The following is a 22,261-nucleotide window of genomic DNA, read 5'->3' on the forward strand; positions in this document are numbered from 1 at the left end:
ACCAGGAGATCAACATGAAGAAATTTGAGGTTAGCTACACCTTGCCCTACCGTCATGACGTGACCGTAGGGATCTCTGCCAACAGCGCCGAGGAAGCGATTTGCATCGCCGACGCGGCTGCCACAGACGGCTCACTTTGGGACGACAGTGAGGAGATGCCATTGCTCTGTGACGATTTCGAAGAAGACGATGGCGGCGTGCTGCAGTTCGAGGCGATCGAAATCGAAGGTGACTTCGTTCCTCGTTTTTCAGTCGTGGAACTACGGCGCAAGCGCAAGGCAATCAAAGCCTGTGAGGCGCTGATCGCCGCCTATGAAGAAGGCGAGGCCAGAGGCGGAAGCGTTGCGTGGGAAGGGCTTGATGAAGCCTTTCGCCTAGCCCTCGAAGTCGTCGGCTTCAATACTGAGCCTGATCCCGTCTTTGATTGACGGATAGCTGAAGTTACAGTTTTTTCAACCCGGACGGGGCAACTCCCCGTCAGGGGTGTCTCCTGTCCACAACCAAGGAGAACCCCATGGCTTTGATCTTCCAGCGCCTGGCGCGCAATTTCATCAAGAACGGCTACTTCCCGACCGACGGGGAGACCCTGAGCCGCATCCTCCCCATGCTCATTCCCGACCTGTCGGGTGGTGTGCCATGTGAGGGGCGGACGATCCGCATGCTCGATCCGTGTTGCGGCGAGGGCGCTGCCCTGGCTGACCTGTGTCAGGGCCTGTGCAACAGCTGGCCCCACGGGCCATTCATCGAAACCTACGGTGTCGAGTTTGACCAGGAACGTGCCTGGCACGCGAAAACCATCGTGCAGAGCGTGATCCATTCGGACATCCATGACGTGGTGATCAAGCCGAGAACGGTGGGCCTGCTGTTCCTGAATCCGCCCTATGGGTTTGGATTGAAGGACAACGCCACTGGAGCCGTGGCTTCGGACACCAACGAGCGGGCCGAACGGCTGGAGCGCACTTTTCTGAAGAAAACCGCACCGCTGTTGATGATCGGCGGGGTGTTGGTGTACATCATTCCGCACTACGCCCTTGACGATGAAATCCGCACCTACCTGGCGCGCAATTTCACCGACCTGCGGTTTTTCATGGCGCCCGAGCAGCAGTTCAAGCAATGCGTCATCGTGGGAGCCAAGTGCAAGCCTGGCCACCCCCGAAAGGACGTGCTGGACATGCTGACACGCGCCCAGGCCGGCGAGCTGAACAACCAGGAGCTGCCCAGGCAGTGGACGCAGGAGCGCTATGTGGTTCCATCGGTGGCCTATGGCTCGGAGTTCGACTTCCGTGCCGTGCGTCTCGATGGGCCGCAGCTCGCGCAAGAGCTCGATCGGTGGCAAAACAGCCTGTTGTGGACGGGGTTCGACACCACGTTCAGCCAGGCCAAATCGGAGCATCGCAGGCCATTGCGCGATATGACCAAGTGGCACCTGGCCCTGGCGCTTGCCGCCGGACAGGTCACCGGTCGCATCGAGAGCAAGGACGGTCGTGTGTTTCTGATCAAGGGCGACACTTTTAAAAAGAAGGAGCGCACGGTGGCCACCCAGGTCGATGACAACGGCAACGTGACGGAGACCGTCACCATGCTCGACAGGTTTGTGCCTGTGATCAACGCGATCGACTTCACGCCGGGCGACCGGCTGGGGCAGATCGTGAAGATCAGTTGACCGGCACCAAAGAGGGCTTGCACAATGCAGGCTCAAAGAACTCATCGCAGATGAGTTCCCTGAGTGGCCCTTGACCAGGCCCTTCAGGGAAACCTTCTGCATCAAACCATGGAACGGTTTCAAGGCGCGCTCAACTCTGAAAGCGCGTCAGGCCAGTGCAAGCTGGCCGGGTATCCATCTTCATCAACCCCGTGGGGCCATCCCCCACCAGGGCGTGGCTTCTCTTGAAAGGAGCCATCATGCTTTTCATGCAAGTCCGCCACTGGCGTACAATATGAACGCGCTGGAGTTCATCGAAACGCCGGTTTTTACCCGCCAGATTTTGCAACTCATGTCCGACGATGAGTACGCGGCCATGCAACGTGAGCTGCTCGACGACCCTCAGCGGGGAGCACTCATCAAAGCTGGTGGCGGAATTCGGAAGATGCGATTTGGACTGGAAGGTCAGGGAAAAAGTGGCGGCGTTCGTGTCATCTACTACTGGCTTAAAGAAGACGGGCAGATCTTCATGTTGCTGGTCTATCCGAAATCCGAGAAAGACAATCTAACCGACCGCGAAACGGCGATTTTGCGGGAACTTGTAAAGGAGCTGTGCCATGGATAGCACGCTATTTGGCGATCTCGTGCAGAGCTTGAAAGAAGCTGGCCAGATCAAGCGAGGCGAAGCCGAGCCTTCGCGCCGCTTCACGATGAGTTCTCTGGATGTCAAGAAGGTGCGCGAGCGCACTGGCTTGTCTCAGGGTGACTTTGCCAGCCTCATGCATGTCAGCATCAAGACACTTCAAAACTGGGAGCAACAGAGGCGAACCCCCACGGGGCCGGCCTCGGCACTGCTGAAAATCGTGTCTCAGGAGCCGATGCTGGCGATGAGCGCTTTGCAACGCTGATTCATCCCCACCCCTTTTGGAGGGGTTCCCAAAATGGCTTTCACCAGGCCATTTCGGGAAACCTTCTGCATCAAACCATGGAACGGTTTCAAGGCGCGCTCAACTCTGAAAGCGCGTCAGGCCAGTGCAAGCTGGCCGGGTATTTTTCATCAACCACCCGCCGGGGCAGTCTGTCCCGGTCAGGGGCGGCTCTCCGGCATTTTTTTGTAAAGGAGAACCGCCATGGGATGGCTATTTACAGGGCTCAGCCGCACGGAATTGATCGCTGGCCTGTTGCAGCTGCGCGGAAATGAAGCTGCCCGAATGGAGACGCTGCGCCACGCCGATTGCGACAACGTGCTGTGGTCGGTGGTACGCATAACCGCGCTGCAGGATGGTGTCGCCCACCTGAAGGCCGGGCAATACCTGGACTTCATCAGGTGTGACCTGCTGGACTGTGATCGTTATGGCTGGGGTTACAAGACCCTGGAGGAGGCCATGGGCCCCTGCTACTACAGCTGTCCATTGGAATTCCTGGACATGACTCCCGTGCAATGCCAGTCCTGGCGCGACCAGGTGCGCAGGCACCACGCGCTGGTGCTGCATGGCGAACGTGAGGCTGCGAAGGCGAGGGCGCTGGCAGCATTTGCGGACAAGCTGGTGGATCGCGCCGACTGACCGGCAGGCACAACGCACTTCTCTTTCAACCCCGTGGGGCCTGTTTCCCCGCAGGGCAGCAGGCTTCACACGCATTTTTGGAGCTTGCAAATGAACAACGGTACTTCTCTGACCAACGTCGAATTCATCGTGGATTTGATGAACTTCAACAACAGCGGGGCGCTGGCGCAGGTCTTCATCATCGACGCCATCATGAAGCGCGCCGAGGCAGTGGCGGAGGTCGATCCCGAAACGATCGACCGCCCTTTGATTTCCGGCCATGCCTGGGTGCGCTGCGCCCAGGAAATCCGTGATCGCATGGGCGCGAAATACGGCAAGCGTTCCGGTTCTTCATCCGAACCCCAGGCCGACAGCGACAGCCCGGCCGACTCGCCGCAGCACCGGGCAGACAGGTTGCTGCGCCAGGTGCAGGCCTTCAACGACGAACTCAATCGCTCGGAGAAGGTGCCCGATGGCCATGACTATGAAACCCTGTTCTGGATGGTAAGGGATGGCTTGCAGGCATTGCAGTCGTCCCTGAGCGTCAGCCGCTGAACCTTCCTTTCAACTTCCTTTCAACCCACTGGGAACCCGATGGGTTCCCCGAGCGCCCGCCGCATGGCGGACGCTCGGGGAAACCATCTGACCAAAAGGATGATGGTCTCAACGCGCGTTCAACCCTGAAAACGCGCAGGCCGGCGCAAGCTGGCCGGGTACTTCTGCAACCACCACCCGCCGGGGAATTCCTTCCCCGATGGGGCAGGGCTATCCGGCATTTTTTTGAAGGAGAGCCCTCATGCAAACCACCTACTTCCGCGACAGCCAAGGCTGGAACGGCAAGACCACGGTCGAGATGCCTGGCAACCAGGAACTCATCATCGAAACCAGCCGGCGTGCATTCGGCAACGGCCTGTCCACTCGGGCCGCCGTCTGGCGGCACGACGGGCGTGGCTTCAAATCGCACGCCGCCGGCCTGGCCGGTACGGGCGATTTCTACGAGCGCCTGGAGCTGACAAGCCCCAAGCGCATCACGGAAAAAGCCGTGCGTGAGCAGCACGCGGCCGTCATTGCACGCATTGACGCCATTCGTTCAAAGGTCGAGGCCTACTACAGCAAGGCCTGAATTTTTCCATCAACCCTGGCGGGGATCACTTCCCCGTGGGGAGGTGACTCCGCCTGCAATCCAAGGAGAGTCACCATGCAAGTTCAACCGGTTCAACAAGTTCAAACGTCCTACTACCGCACCGCCTATGGCTGGACGGGCCTGTCCCTGATCGAGATGGGCAACAACCAGGTGCTGCGCATCATCACAGAGAAGCGCCAGAACGAGCACGGCCTGGCGAGTTGCGCGACCTGTCACACGCGCGAGAACGGCATCCTAGCCTTCCGCTTTGGAACCCGCGGCAATGGGGACTACAGCGAAACCCTCGCCGTGTCCCAACCACCGCGCATCACGGAGGCCCGGGTCAACTCGCAGCACGGGCGGGTACTGGAAAACCTGCAGACCATCCTGGCCAGGGTCGAGCAGTTCTATGCATGTCAGGCAACGCAAGGAGCCTGAAATGCTGAACCACACGCTCTATCAAATCGAGGAGTTCTCCGACATTTGGGCCGATGCCTGCCTGCGCGACAGCGAGGGGCGGCTGATGTTCCTGTCGGTCTATGGCCGCGATGGTGTGCTGATGCAGATGCTCGCCGCGTTCGAGCTGGGGGCCTCCCAGCGTGGCGTCAATCAGATTCACCTGGTCGGCAAGGATGGCGAGCGCCACCGTGTCGATGTGGGGGATGTGAAGCGCCTGGACAAGCACGCCGGCAAGCTGCCTCGGCAGAACCTGTTTGGCCCGCTGAACCAGATGTGGTTGTTTGACAGAGGCATGCGCTCACCCGACCGCGCCAATCGCATCGGTTGGGCCTTGCACTCATCCTCGGCGGCCAGGCGCAGTGCTGAGCAGGCCGAGGACTATCGCCATCGACTGTGGCAGCTGGTCAACCTGCTCTCGCCCGTGGCGCTGCAAGAGCACTGGCGCGAGCCGGTGTTCCAGTGGTGCCGGGAAAAGCAGGCCATCCAGGCCTTGGATAGCAGGCTGTATCCAGCCCTTGGAAACATGACCGCGATGCGCGTCAGTCTCAGCGACCACTTCACCGCCTTCATCAGCAGCAGCGTCCGCATGGGCGTTCTGCGGCTGGAGGAGGGCGGTGCAGCACTGCAGGCAAGCCTCGGCCACCAGTCGGTCGAGGCCTCTCGAATTCAGGAGGCCATCGCCGCCTGAGCATCGGCGCCCACGCAGGTGGGTGCATTTTTCATCAACCCGTGCGGGGAGTCCGGCCCCGTGCTGGCTCTCCGTTTTTTTAACTGAAGGAGAGTCGAAATGGAAAACATGGAATGTGAAACTGTCGGCGGCCAACTCGAACAGGCCCTGTCCGATCCACAGCAGCAGCTCCAGGACACCGGAAACGGTGAATCCGGGCCGCAGTTGGCACTGGCACAGTTCATCGAAGAATTTGGCGACGGCCTGCTGGAGCAGGTCAAGTCGCAGAACCCTCCGGTGTTCGATCCGGCCATCGATGAGAGAACCACACTTTGGAACGCGCGCCAGGCCATTCTTGACGGACTCAAGCGCCAGCCGTTCAAGGCCCAGGCCGATGCCGTGCATGCCACGGTGAAGCTGCTGGTCGATGAGAACCGGCCTGCAGCCGTCATCAACGCGGAAATGGGCACGGGCAAGACCATGATGGCCATCTGCGCGGCGGCCGTGATGCAACGCACGCACCCGCGTACCCTGGTCATCTCGCCGCCGCACCTGGTTTACAAGTGGCGGCGCGAGATCCTCGATACCGTGCCGGACGCCAAGGTCTGGATCTTGAACGGTGCGGATACGCTGAGGAAGCTGCTGATGCTGCGCGACGCTCTGGGGGTGAAAACCGGCAAGCCCGAGTTCTTCATCCTGGGACGGGTGCGCATGCGCATGGGTTTTCACTGGAAGCCGTCGTTCATCACGCGCAAGCAGCGCGTCGATGGACAGACGTTCACCGTGGCAGCCTGTTCTGATTGCATGGCACCGATCACCCGTGAGGATGATGAAGGGCATCCCATGCCCGTGTCGTCCGAGTTCGCCCAGGCCACCCTGGGCGACCGGCGTCTCAAGTGCCTCCATTGTGGCAGCGCCTTGTGGACGCTGATGCGCGCCGGCAAGCCGATCGAGTCCATGTACGACCTGGTGCTGTCTGCCCTCAAGCAGATGCCCACCATTGGCGACAAGACCGCCCGACGCCTGCTCTCCATCTTCGGGGAGAAGGCGCTTGGCGACATGCTGGGTGACAACGTCTATGAGTTCGTAAACCTGATGGACGACAACGGTGAGCTGGTGTTCAGTGACCGGCAGGCCGCGCGCATGGAGCGCAGCCTCGCCAACTTTGAGTTCAGCATCGGAGAAGGTGGCTACCAGGCCACCGAGTTCATCAAGCGCTACCTGCCGCGCGGCTACTTTGGCCTGCTGGTGGTCGATGAGGGGCACGAGTACAAGAACGAGGGTTCGGCCCAGGGCCAGGCCATGGGGGTGCTTGCCAGCCAGTGTCAAAAAACGCTGCTGCTGACTGGCACGCTGATGGGCGGCTATGCCGACGATCTGTTTCATCTGCTGTGGCGCCTCGATCCGGGCAGCATGATCGAAGACGGGTTCAAACCCGCCAAGACCGGCTCCATGGGTAATGCGGCCATGGCCTTCATGCGTGAGCATGGCGTGCTCAAGGACGTGTACAAGGAGTCCAGCGGCCCCTCGCACCGCACGGCCAAGGGAAAGCAGATGACGGTTCGCACCAGCAAGGCCCCAGGGTTCGGCCCGGTCGGCATCATGCGCTACGTGCTTCCGACCACCGTGTTCCTGAAACTGCGCGACATTGGCCAGAAGGTCTTGCCGCCCTACGAAGAGCAGTTCCTGGAGGTGCCCATGACGGAAGTGCAGGGCGAGGCCTATCGCCGCATGCAGAGCATTCTGGTGCAGGAGTTGAAGCATGCCCTCGTACTGCACGACAACAGCCTGCTGGGTGTCGTGATGAACGTGTTGCTGGCCTGGCCAGATTGCGCGTTCCGCTTTGAAACCGTGCAACATCCGCGTACCCGCAAGGTGCTGTACTCGCAGCCGGCCGTGTTTTCTGAAGGTGAATCTTCGCCCAAGGAGCTGGAGCTGCTGCGCATCTGCAAGGAAGAAAAGGCCCACGGCCGCAGAGTCCTGGCCTATTCGATCTATTCCGGCACCCGTGACACCACGGCCCGGTTGAAGTCGCAACTGGAGCAGGAAGGTCTGAAGGTCGGAGTGCTGCGCGCCAGCGTCGATGCTGCCCGCCGCGAGGATTGGGTGGCCGACCAGGTGGAGCGCGGTATCGACGTGATGATCTGCAACCCCGAGCTCGTGAAAACCGGCCTGGACTTGCTGGAATTCCCAACGATCGTGTTCATGCAATCGGGCTACAACGTCTATACCGTCCAGCAGGCATCCAGGCGCTCATGGCGCATTGGTCAAAAGCTGCCGGTGAAGGTCTTGTACCTGGGCTATGCGGGCACCACGCAAATGGACTGCTTGAGGCTCATGGGCAAGAAGATCGCAGTGTCGCAGTCCACGTCGGGCGACATGCCAGACAGCGGTCTGGACGTGCTCAACGACTCGGGCGACAGCCTGGAAGTGGCACTGGCCAAGAAGCTGCTGCACGGTTGAAATGCCAGCCTCGACCCACCTCTCGCGCAAGCGGGGGTGGGTTTTTTTTGGTGCACCCTGCATGGGAGCACACCTGCTTTTTCCCTTATCTCACCCTCATGCGAGAAATCCGCGCTGCACGCTGCTGATTTTCATGTTTTCTCGGGGAGAAATTCCCATGGGTTGACCAGTCGAACCCCGGTGGCCTCGAAATGCTTGATGTTGCGCGTGACCACGGCCGCACTATGAACGAGGCCGGTTGCGGCAATCAAGGGGTCGCGGTAGTCCCTGGAATCTACCCATTGCAGCTTAGCCGACCGCCTGGCGACGACGTGATCAATGGGCAGGATGCGGCCGGCGAAAGCCGGCAGCACCATTTCTTCAAGCCAGCGATTGAAAACCGCCGCCTGCGCTTCGTCCCCGCGCTGCGCGGCCAGGCTGATGCCGCGCTGGATCTCCAATACGGTGATGGCGGAGATGTACAGATACTCCGTGGTCTGGGCGGCTAACCAAGCCCGTACATTCGGATGGCAGGTGCTTTTGCGCGCTTCCGAAATGACGTTGGTGTCCAGGATCAGCATCTCGTTTCCCAGTTGCGTGGTGCGGGCCTCACGCGTCCAGATCCTTCGCGTCGATGCGCACGGGCTCCACGTCAAAGTCGTAGCTGTCGGCTTCGGGCATGCGCAGCAGCTCGACGAGGCTCTTGTCGGTCTTGGTGAGACGGCGGTATTCGGCAATGGGGATGAGCGCGAGCGATGGCTCGCCCCGATCCGTGATGATCACGGTGTCCCCTTCGGATGCGGCGCGCTTGGCTGCGCTCACGTTGTGCACGAACTCCCGGCTTGTGACGGTTCTGACTTGAGTGTGGCCCATGGGGGCTCCTTTCGATCCGAGTACCTCGGCGCGGAAGGGCTCGTCCAGCCAGGCCGCACACTCCGCGCTCGGGGCAATGTTAGTCACGTTACCTACATCTGGCAAGCGCCGCAGTTTGGCAGCGTTTTTTTAGATTTTCCCGGCTGCCTGCGTCTTGGCGATGCGCACCGCATGCTACGACACTCTTGCAAGCCACTGAACCCCCGAAAAGCATTCTGAAAATCTTGTTCAATCCCCAGTTCCTTGGCTCTTCGCAAATTGCGTTCAAATAGAAGGCGATTGATGAGGTCGTTGAGCGTGCGAGAAATTAGTTCGCCACTACGATGGTTTTACCAAATACCAGTCATGCGAAGACTGGCGCCAGGGCCAGGAGAAGAAATTGGTTTTGCATGGTTTGCTGGTCTATATTGCTTCTGCTGCCGCCCAGCAAATTCCAAGATTTATTCATCCACAATCACGAATTCAGGATATATTTAGACTCTTTTAGCGAAACGTATGGATATGCCAGTCCCACCGCCACGTTTTCACAATTTTGCAAGTCAAATCAATGACTTATGTGAACGATGGCGCTGCGGCGGTTGGGATCGTGTAAGTCCATGATCAACAACGCAATTTTTTGCTCCGAGCACCTTATCAATACGTTTCGCTAAAAGAGCCTATATTTAAAGAAGGTAGCGCAGAAACAATCTTCTGCGTCTCAAGGCACACCGTCACCACGCGCTGGAACAGCTCCAACGGGTATTTGGGGTTGCGCATGGTCTCAATCGCCCAGTCGTTAGCATCATTGACGATGCCGCTGGCCTTGTCGGTTTTGACGCTCTGGCGCTCCATCATCCAGTCCAGCGCGGCCTTGCCGTTGACCACGTAGTCCCAGGCGGCTTCGGGGATGCCGCGCAGGGTGATCTTGCCGTTGTAGATGACGGGGGTCTTGTCGCTTTTCTTTGCGAACTTCATCTTCTCCACGCGGTAATCGGCATCGGACAGCGGCCCCTTGGCCTCGATCGTCAGGGAATAGGGCTGCACCGTCTCGTAATTCAAATGCAGGTCGGCCAAGTCGCGGCCTGCCTGGCTGAAGGCCCAGAAGTCGGCTGCGGTTTTGACGCGGGGGATGCGCGGCAATTCTTTGCTCAGGTTGTCGGCGTAGCGCTCACGGTAGTCTGGCGAGTGCAGCAGGCCGTACACGTAATAGAGCAGGTCTTCCTTGCTAATGCGTTCGCCCGGATAGACCTCTTGGAAGTGCGACAGTCCGGCATCGGTGATGGCATCGCGGCGTGGACGTTGGGCAGCGGAAGCGGGGGCCGCAAACACATCGGGCGTGTCACTGGCCCGCTCCTGGGCTTCCTCGTCGTAAAGGTAAAGGGGGAAGCATTGCGAGTCGCCATTGCAGTGCAGGTCAGGCAATGCGTTGGAAATGACTACAGGGCACCCATTGCCGTTGTACTTGGCATTGAATTGAATGACCAAATTTTCCGCCCCTGCCTCAGGGAAAGTGCGCGGCTTGGTGTTCATCGCGGGGCTCCTTGATTGGTGGATGACGCCACCATTCACGCGCTGAACGATCAAGAGGCCAAGCTGATTCACTGTCTATAGTTGTGCCACATTGATATACTTCTGAGCCTATGACCTAACCATCAGGTGACTTTCGATGAAACGCTGCGTTGTGGGAGTCCGGCGCGCCGATGCACCGGTCGCAGAAGGCCATGGGCGCTTTGCCCCGACGGTGTGGTTTCCGTCCATGGCCACCATGGCCGCTGTGCTGTCAGAAGACAACCGCGCCATGCTGCGGTTGATCCATGAGCGCAAGCCAAAGTCACTGACGGAGCTGGCTGAGCTGACCGGGCGGCAGGTGCCCAATCTGTCACGCACGCTGCGCATGATGGAAGGCTATGGCCTAGTGACGATTGAAAAGAACGCCCGCGAAACGCAGCCCATTGCGCTGGCCACGGAATTTTTGGTTGTGCTGGATTGATCGCAATCACAAGACATGGCCACAGTCCAAATAGATACGGAACGAGCGAATGAATACAGAAACCCACCGCCAGCTTGCCAATGACATCTGGAGCATCTGCAACCTGCTGCGCGGGCCGTACAAACGCAATGAATACCGCAAGGTCATTTTGCCGCTCACCGTGTTGCGTCGTTTCGACTGCCTGCTGGCCCCCACCAAGACCCAGGCGCTGGAAACCTTCAATCAGTACAAAGGCAAACCAGAAAGCATCATCCGCAGCGTGATGCAGTCGGCCACGGGGTATCCGTTCTATAGCTTGTCCAAGCTGGAACTGGCTCCTTCACAGAAGGGGCGCAACTCCTTGCTGGACGACCCCGGCAACCTCGCGCCCAATCTCAACAGCTACATCAACGGCTACTCGCCCAACATCCGCGCAATCTTTGATCACTTCAAGTTCGGTGAGCAGATCAACAAGATGGCCGAGAAGAACCTGCTGTTCCAGGTCATCCAGAAATTCGCCACCTTCGACCTGAGCTTTTCCGGCTTGTCTGCCGACCAGGCGGCCATGCAAATGGGCTATGTGTTCGAAGAGTTGATCCGGATCGGCGCGGAACAATCCAACGAAGAAGCCGGGGAGCACTTCACCCCACGCGAAGTCATCAAACTGATGGTCAACCTGCTGCTTACGCCGGAGCAAGACCTGCGCCGCAGCCACGTGGTCAAAACCATCTACGACCCCGCCTGCGGTACGGGCGGCATGTTGTCGGTGGCCGAGAAATACATCCGCGACCTCAACAGCGAAGCCAAGCCGCATCTCTACGGGCAGGACTGGAACGACGAAGCCTGGGCCGTTTGCCGCTCCGACATGCTCATCAAGGGCGAGGATGCCGACAACATCGCATTGGGCGACACCTTCACCAAGGATGCCCATGCCCGCGACGAGCAGGGCCAGAAGCGCAGCTTCGATTACATGCTGGCCAATCCGCCTTTCGGTGTGGAGTGGAAGCAGCAACAACGCTACATCGAGCACGAGCGCGACACTCTGGGGTATCAGGGCCGCTTCGGCGCAGGCACGCCCCGCATCAACGACGGCGCGCTGCTGTTCCTCCAACACATGATCGACAAGATGCGCCCGGCTTCCGAAGGCGGCAGCCGCATCGGCATCGTGTTCAATGGCTCACCCTTGTTCACCGGCGATGCCGGTGGTGGAGAATCGGAGATCCGCCGCTGGATCATCGAAAACGATTGGCTTGAAGCCGTGGTCGCGCTGCCCGACCAGCTCTTCTACAACACCGGCATCAGCACCTATATCTGGGTGCTGACCAACCACAAAGAAGCGCACCGTAAGGGCAAGGTGCAACTCATCGATGCCCGCAACCACTGGGTGCCGATGGAAAAAAGCCTGGGCAACAAGCGCCGCCGCATTGGCGATCCCAGCGACAAGCCTAAAGACCCCGACTACATCGGCGACATCACCGGCCTGCACGGCCAGTTTCAGAAAGGCGCCTGTCGCTGGGTGCTGTTCGATAAGGATGGTAAGGTCGTCACCGTCACCAGCACGGCCCCCACGGGCGATACTCCCGAAGGCCAGCAATGGAAGCAACTCGTGGTCAGCAAGGTGTTCGACAACGACGACTTTGGCTACCACAAGATCACCGTCGAACGTCCCCTGCGCCTGAACTTCCACGCCACGCCAGAACGGCTGGCCCGACTGGAAGACGAAACCGCGTTCAAGAACTTGGCCACCAGCGCCAAGAAAGACGAAGCCGCGCGCCTGATCGACATTGCCGCTGGTGAACAGCGCCAGCAGCAAATCCGCGACTTGCTGGCTGAATTTGCCAAGCGCCACCCCGAGCAGATCAACGACCGCAAGATGTTTCTGGATCGCCTCAAGCCGGTGGACCGGGAGCTCAACGTGCGTCTGTCAGCCCCGGAGCTCAAGGCCGTGGTCAGCGCCCTGAGTGAGCGCGACGAAACCGCCGCCATCTGCCGCAACCGCGAGGGTGTTACTGAGCCGGATGCCGAGCTACGCGACAACGAGAACGTGCCATTGAAGGAGAGCATCCAAGCCTATTTTGAGCGTGAGGTGCTGCCCCATGTGCCGGATGCGTGGATCGACCACAGCAAGACCAAGATCGGCTATGAGATCCCGCTCAACCGGCACTTCTACCGCTACGAGCCACCCCGCGAACTGGCCGTGATCGAGAGCGAAATCAAGGCGTTGGAGGCCGACATCGTCCGCCTGCTGGGCGAGGTTACAGCATGATGGCGCGCACGCTTGGCCACACCAGCGTTCGGGCGGCCCGTTTCTTTCTGGCGCAAAGCGATGCGTTTGCGTATAATTGCGCTCAACAACACCCCCCACGCCTCTCCACGATGCGCACCATGGGGGGTTACTTTTTTCCGGGGGCGGAAAAATGAAGTTCAACAAGCCCCCGCTCACCCACGAGCAGCAGCTCGACCAGTTGATCCAGCGTGGATTGACCTGCGCAGATCGCGCCGAAGCCCTTCACTACCTCGGGCACCTCAACTACTACCGGCTGGGTGCCTACTGGCTGCCTTTCGAAGCCGACCATACCAGTCACACCTTCAAGCCCGGCACCTGTTTCGCCGATGTCCTGAACCTGTATGTGTTCGACCGCGAATTGCGCCTGCTGGTACTGGATGCCATCGAGCGCGTTGAAGTCTCCGTGCGCACAGGCTGGGCTTACACCCTCGCGCACCGCTACGGCCCACACGCACACCTGAACGCCAATCTGTTCAAGAAGCCCGCCCGCAATTGGGACTACAGCCAGCAAAGCCAGAAGCTGGAAACAGAGGCGCGCAAGAGCCACGAAACCTTTCTGCAGCACCACTACCAGAAGTACGACGAGCCCTTGCCGCCACTGTGGGCCGTGGTCGAAATCATGACGCTGGGCCAGTTGTCCAAGTGGTACGGCAACCTGCGCCACGGCGCTGATCGCAATGCGGTGGCGCATCGCTATGACATGGACGAAACCAACCTCACGTCCTTTCTGCATCACCTCAGTGTCATCCGCAATTTCTGCGCACACCACAGCCGCCTGTGGAATCGTGAATTTACCTTCACCTTCCGTTTGCCCAGCCATCGCCCGCCCGCGCTGGTGGCCAGTCTGAATCAGCAGGACTCCCGGCGGCTCTACAACACGCTGACCGTGCTGGCTTGGCTGCTCGATGGCATCAGCCCGCAGCACCACTGGAAGCAGCGCCTGAAATCATTGCTGGTACAGCACACCATTGATTTGAAGCGCATGGGCTTCCCGGCAGATTGGGAACAGAGGACGATCTGGCAGGAGAGCACACCATGAACCAAGAATTCCTGCGCCCACGCCTCGTGGGCAGGCGCTTCGATGCGCACACGCTGCCGCTGGACATCCTCAAGGATTTTTCCGCACTGGAAGAAATGCTGATCGAAGTGGCCAAGCGCCAGTACCTTACCGTGCACCCCGACCGCCAGCGCACGCCGAAGGGCTTCACCAAGGGGCTGGAACTGCACCTGACAGCGGTGGAAGAAGGCAGCGCCATTCCGGTGATTGCCATGGCCTTCGCCACCCTGTTTCCCTCGGCAGATGCCGACTACTTTGACCAAGCCAAGGATCAGATCGTCGAAGCCATCGCCGCTGCCGAACACGGGCAGCAACCCGCCTTGCCGCCCGAGCTGCTGCGCTACTTCGACCGCTTCGGTCGCGGCCTGCACGAAGGCGAGGCCATGGAGTTTGCCCGCAGCAACGGGCAGACCGCTTCGCTGACACCGGCCATACGCGAACACTTGCTGCGCGCCTCGCAGGCAGAAAGCTGGACCGAGGAAGTCACCCTCAAAGGTCGAATCCCAGAGGTCGATCAGGCCGATCACGGCTTTGAACTGGAGCTTCGCAACGGCACCAAACTCAAAGCGCCATTGCTTGAAGCGCATCGAAAAACCGTTCTTGAAGCCGCGGTCGGCTACCGAACCGGCGTCACCGTCGCTATCAAGGGCGTCATCCAGCGTGACCGCGCCGACCGCCCCAAGTGTTTCGAGTCGGTCGAACACGTTACGCCGCTGGACCCGCTGGACATCGAAACTCGCCTTGAAGAACTGGCGCAACTGCAAGACGGCTGGCTGGACGGCAAAGGCCGTGCACCGGATCGAGCTTCCCTCATTCGTCTGGCGCTTGCCTTCGACGAACGTTTCAGCACAGACCTGCCTTTGCCACACCTGTATCCCACGCCGGAAGGCGGGGTGCAGGCCGAATGGACGCTAGGCAGTTGGGAGATTTCGCTGGAAATCACCCTGCCGAATTTGGCCGCTGACTATCAGGCCGTCCACACAGCCACGGGTGAAACCCGTGAGCAAGCGCTGTTGCTTGCTGCGGAAGACGGTTCGGGTTGGACAGCCCTGAATGAGGCGTTGGCCCAGTTGCAGGAGGCTTTAGGATGACGCCCGATACCCTGCTGCTGCGCCAGATTCATCCCAGTTTTGTTCAGGATGGCCGCGTCACCTCGCAGGCCTTCCGCCCCACGCCCAAGGATGAGCTTCTGCTGTCGGTGGATGATGGTGATCGCGTGACTGCCGAAGCATCCTGGCAGCGCTTCATCGCCAACCCGGCCTGCAAGTCCGTCGGCGTGCAAGCGGTGTCGCATACGGAGTGCACCGCGCAGGCGCTCACGGTGATCGAGGACGGCAATCCCCACCCGGAGCATTGCTCGGTCAATTTCACGGCATTCGATAAAAAAGCAATTGAGAAGAAATCCAAGCTTCTGCGAGCACAAGCAGAAACGCGCGGCTGGCTGTTCAGGGAGGCTGTGGCGTGAAAGCAATGCCATATGAAAAGTACAAACCTGCAAACGAAAGTTGGCTACATGCTTTACCCGAAGCATGGGATCAAATCCGTGGCCGCTTTGTCATGGCTGTCAATCCGCCAGCGCGCCGTGCGCGTGCACTGGATGACACAGACGAAGTTTCATTCGTGCCGATGGAAGCTGTGGGGGAATATGGCGGTCTTAATCTTGAGCGCACAAAACCGCTCGACGAAATAGGATCAGGCTATACGGCGTTTGAGGATGGCGATGTTGTCATTGCCAAAATTACGCCTTGCTTTGAGAACGGCAAAGGCGCCATCGCAAGTGGACTGAAGAATGGGGTGGGTTTCGGCACAACGGAGCTGCACGTGCTCCGCGCAGGCAAGCACCTCGATAAACAGTTTTTGTTTTACCTAACGATCTCGCATACGTTCAGGATGCTGGGCGAATCGGAAATGTACGGCGCCGGTGGCCAGAAACGCGTGCCACCCGAATTTGCAAAGGACTTTCGCATTCCTTTGCCACCGCTCGACGAACAACAAACCATCGCCCGCTTCCTCAATGCCAAGACCGCGCAGATTGATGCGCTGGTGGCGCAAAAGCGTCAGCTCATCTGCAAGCTCAAGGAAAAGAGGCAGGCACTCATCGCCAGCACCGTCACCCGTGGCCTGCCCCCCGAAGCCGCCAAGGCGGCGGGGCTGGAACCGAATCCGGAGATGAAAGATTCGGGGGTGGATTGGTTGGGGCAAATTCCGAAGCATTGGACGGCGAAAGCTGTGCGCTACATTTTCAGAAATTGCGACTCTCGCCGCATCCCGCTTTCCAGCGAGGAACGCGCTGACCTTGAAAAGCTATATCCGTACTACGGTGCATCAGGTGTCATTGATATGGTCGATGACTATCTTTTCGACGAACCCCTGGTTCTGGTGGCAGAAGATGGCGCAAATCTTCTCTCCCGCAGTACGCCGCTTGCCTTTCTGGCGACCGGAAAATACTGGGTGAACAACCACGCGCACATCCTCAAACCGCTTGCTGGCGACATTCGGTACTGGGTCGCCACTTTAGAAACTTTTGACTTTTCACCGCTGATTACTGGCGCCGCACAGCCCAAGCTTACGGCTGATCGGCTTGGTGGCATTCAGCTTCCGGTTCCTCCTCCAAATGAGCAAGCGACCATTGCTGACTACCTTGCCGCCAAAACGGGCGAGCTTGACGCTCTTGTCGGTCAGGCAGTTGAAGTCGTTGATCGCCTCACCGAATACCGCCAAGCCCTTATCACCTCCGCCGTCACCGGCAAGATCGACGTGCGGGAGTTGGCATGAGCACGCCGTTCGAGATTGAGAGTTTCGACGAATACCTCAACACCATCCACAGCGAATTGGGGCAAAACGGCGAAGGCAAGCGCCGTCTTTATTTTCGTGGGCAAAGCAAGCGTGCGACGGAAGGCTATCCACTGACTCCATCCGTGGCGCGTTACCCGTATCTCGAAAAGCTGCCGCTGGCTGAGCGCGAATGCAAAGAGGCGGAGGTGCTGGAAACTTTCAGCAATCACCTGCTTACCTACGTGCAGCACCGGCCACAAACCGCGTGGGAAGAACTGGCCATCGCGCAGCACCACGGCCTGCCCACACGCTTTATGGACTGGACAACCAACCCACTGGTGGCGCTGTATTTCGCCGTTCGCAATACCAGTGGCCGCAGTGCAGACAGCGCGGTCTATGCACTGATTTCCAATCCGAAACGCTATGCCGATTTGAAGCGCGGGCAGGCGGCGCAGGTAAAACCGGTAGGCGATGCGGCCACAGAATCTGCCAGCGAACCCGAAGACGACGCCTACGCTGACTTCAGCACGGACGACAGCACACCGGTCGCCGCCACAACCGACACCACAACGCCTACCGACAGCGCGGACCTGAGCGCCGATGTCGGCCCGCTGGAATTGCCAACGCCGTTCAAGATCAGCGAAAACATAATCTACGACCCACCGCATGTGTCGCCGCGCATCCGCGCGCAGGACGGTGTGCTGCTGGCCTGCTGGCAACCCATGCGGCCGCTGGACGAGAAGGACTATCTGGAAATCGTCATCAAACAGGCTGCGCATGAAGACATCCGCCGACGCCTGGACAAGTACGGCGTATTCGACAAACAACTTTTTCCCGATCTCGATGGCATTGCCAAGTGGCTGAAATACCGCGCCTACGAGATCAACGGAACGATCTGAGGAAGACCCTGATGCCCGGCCAAACCACCGAACGCGCCTTTGAGTTTCACGTTGAAGACCTGCTGCTCAAGCAGGGCGGCTGGTTGCCCGGCACCAACGCCGAATGGGACAAGGCGCGGGCATTGTTCCCGGCGCGGGCGTTCGCTTTCATTGAAGCCACTCAGCCCAAGCTGTGGGCCGAGATGGCCGCGCTGCACGGAGCCAATCTACAGCCGATGTTGCTGGATGCGCTGGGCAAGGAACTAGATATCAAGGGCAGCCTGCATGTGCTGCGCCACGGCTTCAAGTTCTACGGCAAGTTGTTCCGGCTGGCTTACTTCAAACCAGCCCATGCACTGTCACCCGATGTGCTGGAACTGTATGTGCAGAACAAGCTCACCGTGACGCGGCAGGTGCCTTGCCACCCCGGCGACCACTCCACCACCGACATCGTACTGGCGGTCAACGGCCTGCCGGTGGCCACCATCGAGCTGAAAAACCCCGGCACGCACCAAAACTGGCGGCACGCTGTTCGGCAGTACCAGACCGACCGCGATCCGCGTGCGCCGCTGTTTGACTTCAAAAAACGGGCACTGGTGCACTTTGCCGCCGACCCGGATGAAGTGTGGATGACCACACGGCTGGCCAAGGAAAAAACCTTCTTCCTGCCCTTTAATCGGGGTAGCCATCCGGGGCAGATTCAGTGCGGCGCGGGCAACCCGCAGCACGCCAGCGGCTACCGCACGGGTTATTTCTGGCAGGAAACCCTGCAACGCGACAGCTTTCTGGACATCCTTGGCCACTTCATCTTTATCGAAAAAGACGAACAAAAGGTGGACGATGGCCGGGGCGGCAAAAAGCTGGTGACCACCGAAAAAATGGTGTTCCCGCGTTACCACCAGCTGGATGCAGTGCGGGCGCTGGTGGCAGCGGCGCGCGTGGAGAATGCCGGTCACAATTACCTGATTCAACATTCGGCAGGCAGCGGCAAGACCAACAGCATTTCGTGGTTGTCGCACCGGCTGGCCAGCCTGCACAACGCACAGGATCAGAAGGTATTCGACTGCGTGATCGTCATCACCGACCGCAAGGTACTGGACAAGCAGTTGCAGGATGCCATCTATCAGATCGAGCACGCGCAGGGCGTGGTGAAAGCCATCGACCAAGACGCCAAGCAACTGGCCGATGCGCTGATTGACGGCACCAAGATCGTCATCACCACGCTACAGAAATTCCCCTTTGTACTGCGCGGGTTGCTGCGTGCCGCAGGCGCTGAGAATCAAGACAAGGCCAGCATTGAGGAAAAAGCGCAGGCGAAGGATTGGCAAGAGGCCATCGCAGCGCGGCGCTACGCGGTGATCGTGGATGAAGCACATTCCAGCCAGACGGGCGAAACCGCGCGCGAGCTGAAGACCATCCTCGGTGCCAATGCTCAGAACGGGGCTCAAAACGGTAATGGCGATGACGAAGCCGATTGGGAAGACCGCCTGAACCAGATCATGGCCTCACGCGGCCAGCAGCAGAACCTGAGTTTCTTTGCTTTCACTGCCACCCCCAAGGGCAAGACGCTGGAATTGTTCGGCAGGCCGAGAGGCAGCGGCCAGCCGGAAGCCTTCCACACCTATTCAATGCGGCAGGCGATTGAAGAGGGCTTCATCCTCGACGTGCTGCGCAACTACACGACCTATAGCACCTGGTTCAAGTTCGTGAAGACGGTGGAGGACGACCCCGCCATCCCGAAGAAGAAAGGCGCCAAAGCGCTGGCAAAGTTCAAGGAGCTGCACCCGCACAACATCGAGCAGAAGACCGAGGTGATGGTCGAGCATTTCCGCGAGCATGTGCGGCACCAGCTTGGCGGGCGTGGCAAGGCGATGGTCGTGACGGCCAGCCGCATTCAGGCGGTGCGTTACAAGCTGGCGTTTGAGCGCTACATCCTGGAACAGGGTTATGCAGACATTCGTTCGCTGGTGGCATTTAGCGGCACGGTGAAAGACCCGGACACGGGCGTTGAATACACCGAGCCGGGCATGAACCCGGATGCCGTGACCGGCAAACCCATCCCAGAAAGCCAGTTGCCCGAGCGCTTCGGCTCCAGCGATTACCAGGTGCTGCTGGTGGCGAGCAAATACCAGACCGGTTTTGACCAACCGCTGCTGTGCGCCATGTACGTGGACAAGCGGCTGGATGGCGTGCAGGCGGTGCAGACGCTGTCCCGCCTGAACCGCAAGATCGCAGGCAAGGACGAACCCTTTGTGCTGGATTTCGTCAATAAGCCGGAAGAAATTTACGCGGCCTTTAAGCCGTATTTCGACTCGACCAGTCTGCAAGAATCGGCTAACCCGGAAATGCTGCCCAGCATCAAGCATGAACTGGATCAGCTGCAGATTTACCACTGGAGCGAGGTCGAAGCGTTTGCGCGCATCTTCTATCGCCAGCCGGATCGACAGAACCCGGCTGACCACGCCCATATGCAGCGTCACCTGCAACCGGCAGTGGATCGTTTCAAGGCGCTTGAGGACGACGAAGTGCGGTCCACCTTCCGCGACAAGCTGGGCGGCTATTTGCGGATGTATTCCTTTCTGAGCCAGATCCTGCCGTATGCCGATCCGGATCTGGAAATGCTCTACAGCTACGGACGTTTCCTGCTGCCGCACCTGCCACTGGACCGTGACAACACCGTGGTAAAGATCGGCAACGAAGTGGAGTTGCAGTACTACCGACTGCAGCGCGTTTCCAGCGGGCCGATTGAATTGAAGGTGGGCGAACCGGAAGGCGTGTGCAGCCCCACCGATGTCGGCACCGGCAAAGCCAAGGAAGAAAAGGCCCCCCTGTCGGAAATCATCCAGGTGCTCAACGAACGCTTTGGCACCACCTTCACCGACGAAGACCGCCTGTTCTTCGATCAGATCAAGGCGCGAGCCACAAGCAACAGCCAAGTGATCCAAACGGCCATGGCCAACCCGCTGGATAAGTTCCAGTTGGGGGTGCGTAAGCTGATCGAGGACTTGATGATCCAGCGCATGGCCGAGAACGACAAGATCGTCACCCGGTATATGGACGACGGCGAGTTTCAGCGCACGGCGTTCCCGATTTTGGCTAAAGAAATCTTCGAGGCGGTGCACGTGCAACAAAAGCCCCCGGGCAATGGCACGGCTTGAACCAGCCCGCAGCAACCTGCGCCAGTGCTCATAAGCTCAGGAGGCCAGTCGGCACTTGGCCAACCACCCGCCACCAACGTCAGAAAAACCAACCACTCTCGCTTGGTTTTTTCGTCCCCCAGAGGTGGCGCGGGTTTGGCTATTGGCTAGTAGGCGGCTGGGCGCCCCACCTTGACGGTCGCAACAGTGCCTGTCAGGCCGCTGGCGTCCAGCGATGAGGCAGCAGTTCGTCGATGCGCCGATACGGATGTGCCAGCAATCGCTCAAGGACATCGCGCAGATAGACCCACGGATCATGACCGTGCAGCCTGGCCGACTGCACCAGGCTCATCACCATGGCCGCGCGCTGGCCTGCCAACTCGCTGCCCGCGAACAACCACGCCTTGCGCCCCATCGCCCACGGGCGCATGAGGTTCTCCAGGTGGTTGTTGTCGATGCTCACGGCCCCGTCGCGCAGGAAGCGACCGAGCGCCGCCCAGCGCCGCAGGCTGTAGTCCAGGGCCGCGGCAATCGCGCTGCCGTCCGCAACGCGGACCCGCTCGGTGCGCATCCATGCATGCAACTCGTCCCACAGCGGCGCGGCGTGCTGCTGCCGGTGCACCAGGCGCTGCGCGGCGTCCATCTCTTTCGCCTGGGCCTCGACGCGGTACAGTCTGGCGATGCGCTCGATGGCCAACTGCCCAACAGCGCTCGCCTTGGCCTTGGCCAACTCGTCGAACTTGCGCCGCGCGTGCGCCAGGCAGCCCGCCTCGATGCGGCCTTCGTACTGGAAGACGACGTTGTAGCCGCCGTAGTCGTCGCAGGTCAGCGTGCCTCGCCACTCGGCCAGGAAGTCGGCGGGGTACTTCGAACCCCGGCCCCTGCAGAACTCGTAGACCACGCCCGCCGTGTCGTCGTGCTCGCCTCGCGCATAGGCCCAGACGTAGGCACGGGCTGTCTTGCCCGCGCCAGGATTGAGCAGCCTCACCGGCGTCTCGTCGGCGTGCAGCACCCTCGCGCTACGCACGAAGGCACGCTGCGCCTCGTACAGCGGAGCCAGCGCGCCGGCCGCCGCGCCCGCCCAGGCCGCCAGCGTCGAGCGCGGCGTGTGCACGCCTGAGCGCGTATTGATCAGCTCCTGCCGGTAGTACGGCAGGTGATCGACGTAGCGCGCCACCAGGGTGTGGGCCAGCAGCCCGGCCGCGGGCAGCCCCTTGTCGATGATCTGCGGCTCGGCCGGCTGCTGCGTGAGGGTCTGGCAGCACTTGCACGCCCACTTGCCGTAGATGTGCCGATGCACGAAGAACTCGGCGGGCACCACATCCAGACGCTCGCTTGTTGTGTCGCGCCTCCATTCCCCTCATTTTCCCATCCTCCGAGCCCTTTCTGTCTCTGTTTTTCTCCACCTGTCCGTAGACTGCTCCAAGGG

22 protein-coding genes are annotated in these 22,261 nt (G+C 59.9%); 18 read left to right on the plus strand and 4 right to left on the minus strand.

Annotated features, from left to right (window positions below; genetic code table 11):
• The first annotated feature begins 14 nt into the window (after window positions 1-14).
• The 10 genes from QY917_RS05135 (at window position 15) to QY917_RS05180 (ending at window position 7,898) form a co-directional block, all read left to right on the plus strand.
• Window positions 15-428, plus strand: a complete 414-nt coding sequence (locus QY917_RS05135; RefSeq protein WP_123676650.1) for a hypothetical protein — start codon at window positions 15-17, stop codon at window positions 426-428.
• Window positions 429-514: 86 nt separating this feature from the next.
• Window positions 515-1,663, plus strand: coding sequence for a DUF6094 domain-containing protein (locus QY917_RS05140; protein WP_123676651.1), 1,149 nt, complete (start codon window positions 515-517; stop codon window positions 1,661-1,663).
• A 283-nt stretch (window positions 1,664-1,946) separates the two neighbouring features.
• Window positions 1,947-2,267 (plus strand): type II toxin-antitoxin system RelE/ParE family toxin, encoded by a 321-nt coding sequence (locus tag QY917_RS05145; RefSeq protein WP_123676753.1) that lies wholly within the window; start codon window positions 1,947-1,949, stop codon window positions 2,265-2,267.
• Entirely contained in the window at window positions 2,260-2,550 is a 291-nt protein-coding gene (gene nadS, locus QY917_RS05150) for a NadS family protein (RefSeq protein ID WP_123676652.1), read from the plus strand. The genes QY917_RS05145 and nadS overlap by 8 nt, the downstream gene beginning before the upstream one ends.
• 222 nt (window positions 2,551-2,772) lie before the next feature.
• Window positions 2,773-3,207 (plus strand): hypothetical protein, encoded by a 435-nt coding sequence (locus QY917_RS05155; RefSeq protein WP_302078885.1) that lies wholly within the window; start codon window positions 2,773-2,775, stop codon window positions 3,205-3,207.
• Window positions 3,208-3,297: 90 nt separating this feature from the next.
• The gene (locus QY917_RS05160) at window positions 3,298-3,741 is read left to right on the plus strand and encodes a hypothetical protein (RefSeq protein WP_123676653.1); all 444 of its coding nucleotides are present in this window, start codon (window positions 3,298-3,300) and stop codon (window positions 3,739-3,741) included.
• 241 nt (window positions 3,742-3,982) lie between these two features.
• Window positions 3,983-4,309, plus strand: a complete 327-nt coding sequence (locus tag QY917_RS05165) for a hypothetical protein (RefSeq protein WP_123676654.1) — start codon at window positions 3,983-3,985, stop codon at window positions 4,307-4,309.
• 75 nt (window positions 4,310-4,384) lie between these two features.
• Window positions 4,385-4,747 (plus strand): hypothetical protein, encoded by a 363-nt coding sequence (locus tag QY917_RS05170; protein ID WP_123676655.1) that lies wholly within the window; start codon window positions 4,385-4,387, stop codon window positions 4,745-4,747.
• 1 nt (window position 4,748) lies between these two features.
• Window positions 4,749-5,456 carry a hypothetical protein gene (locus QY917_RS05175; protein WP_302078889.1) on the plus strand — a complete coding sequence of 236 codons (708 nt, stop codon included), beginning with the start codon at window positions 4,749-4,751 and terminating at the stop codon, window positions 5,454-5,456.
• 99 nt (window positions 5,457-5,555) lie between these two features.
• A complete protein-coding gene (locus tag QY917_RS05180; RefSeq protein WP_302078890.1) occupies window positions 5,556-7,898 on the plus strand; it encodes a DEAD/DEAH box helicase family protein in 2,343 nt (780 codons plus the stop codon).
• A gap of 131 nt (window positions 7,899-8,029) precedes the next feature.
• Here the strand turns inward: QY917_RS05180 and QY917_RS05185 are convergent, their stop codons facing one another.
• The 3 genes from QY917_RS05185 to QY917_RS05195 all read right to left on the minus strand — a co-directional run bounded on the left by QY917_RS05185 (window position 8,030) and on the right by QY917_RS05195 (window position 10,259).
• On the minus strand, window positions 8,030-8,458 hold the full coding sequence (locus QY917_RS05185) for a type II toxin-antitoxin system VapC family toxin (protein ID WP_123676656.1): 429 nt from the start codon (window positions 8,456-8,458) through the stop codon (window positions 8,030-8,032).
• 28 nt (window positions 8,459-8,486) lie between these two features.
• A complete protein-coding gene (locus QY917_RS05190; RefSeq protein ID WP_123676657.1) occupies window positions 8,487-8,750 on the minus strand; it encodes a type II toxin-antitoxin system Phd/YefM family antitoxin in 264 nt (87 codons plus the stop codon).
• Between the two features lie 633 nt (window positions 8,751-9,383).
• Window positions 9,384-10,259, minus strand: a complete 876-nt coding sequence (locus QY917_RS05195) for a type ISP restriction/modification enzyme (RefSeq protein ID WP_162844563.1) — start codon at window positions 10,257-10,259, stop codon at window positions 9,384-9,386.
• A 226-nt stretch (window positions 10,260-10,485) separates the two neighbouring features.
• Between QY917_RS05195 and QY917_RS05200 the strand changes: the two genes are divergently transcribed.
• From QY917_RS05200 to QY917_RS05235, 8 genes are all read left to right on the plus strand, one after another.
• Window positions 10,486-10,719: a helix-turn-helix domain-containing protein gene (locus tag QY917_RS05200; RefSeq protein ID WP_162844564.1), complete on the plus strand. Its 234-nt coding sequence runs from the start codon at window positions 10,486-10,488 to the stop codon at window positions 10,717-10,719.
• A 49-nt stretch (window positions 10,720-10,768) separates the two neighbouring features.
• A complete protein-coding gene (locus QY917_RS05205; RefSeq protein ID WP_123676659.1) occupies window positions 10,769-12,964 on the plus strand; it encodes a class I SAM-dependent DNA methyltransferase in 2,196 nt (731 codons plus the stop codon).
• A gap of 151 nt (window positions 12,965-13,115) precedes the next feature.
• A complete protein-coding gene (locus QY917_RS05210; RefSeq protein WP_123676660.1) occupies window positions 13,116-14,024 on the plus strand; it encodes an Abi family protein in 909 nt (302 codons plus the stop codon).
• A complete protein-coding gene (locus QY917_RS05215) occupies window positions 14,021-15,133 on the plus strand; it encodes a hypothetical protein (protein WP_123676661.1) in 1,113 nt (370 codons plus the stop codon). The genes QY917_RS05210 and QY917_RS05215 overlap by 4 nt, the downstream gene beginning before the upstream one ends.
• The gene (locus tag QY917_RS05220; RefSeq protein WP_123676662.1) at window positions 15,130-15,507 is read left to right on the plus strand and encodes a hypothetical protein; all 378 of its coding nucleotides are present in this window, start codon (window positions 15,130-15,132) and stop codon (window positions 15,505-15,507) included. Before QY917_RS05215 ends, QY917_RS05220 begins: the two co-directional genes overlap by 4 nt.
• A gap of 5 nt (window positions 15,508-15,512) precedes the next feature.
• Entirely contained in the window at window positions 15,513-16,817 is a 1,305-nt protein-coding gene (locus QY917_RS05225; RefSeq protein ID WP_302079268.1) for a restriction endonuclease subunit S, read from the plus strand.
• Window positions 16,814-17,716 (plus strand): FRG domain-containing protein, encoded by a 903-nt coding sequence (locus QY917_RS05230; protein WP_123676663.1) that lies wholly within the window; start codon window positions 16,814-16,816, stop codon window positions 17,714-17,716. Before QY917_RS05225 ends, QY917_RS05230 begins: the two co-directional genes overlap by 4 nt.
• An 11-nt stretch (window positions 17,717-17,727) precedes the next feature.
• On the plus strand, window positions 17,728-20,853 hold the full coding sequence (locus QY917_RS05235; protein WP_123676664.1) for a type I restriction endonuclease subunit R: 3,126 nt from the start codon (window positions 17,728-17,730) through the stop codon (window positions 20,851-20,853).
• Between the two features lie 193 nt (window positions 20,854-21,046).
• On the opposite strand, the gene QY917_RS05240 is transcribed toward QY917_RS05235, so the two are convergent.
• Window positions 21,047-22,150: an IS66 family transposase gene (locus QY917_RS05240; protein WP_162844566.1), complete on the minus strand. Its 1,104-nt coding sequence runs from the start codon at window positions 22,148-22,150 to the stop codon at window positions 21,047-21,049.
• Window positions 22,151-22,261: the final 111 nt, after the last annotated feature.

Origin of the sequence: Diaphorobacter sp. C33 (assembly GCF_030503915.1) — a bacterium.
Classification (GTDB): domain Bacteria; phylum Pseudomonadota; class Gammaproteobacteria; order Burkholderiales; family Burkholderiaceae_C; genus Diaphorobacter; species Diaphorobacter nitroreducens.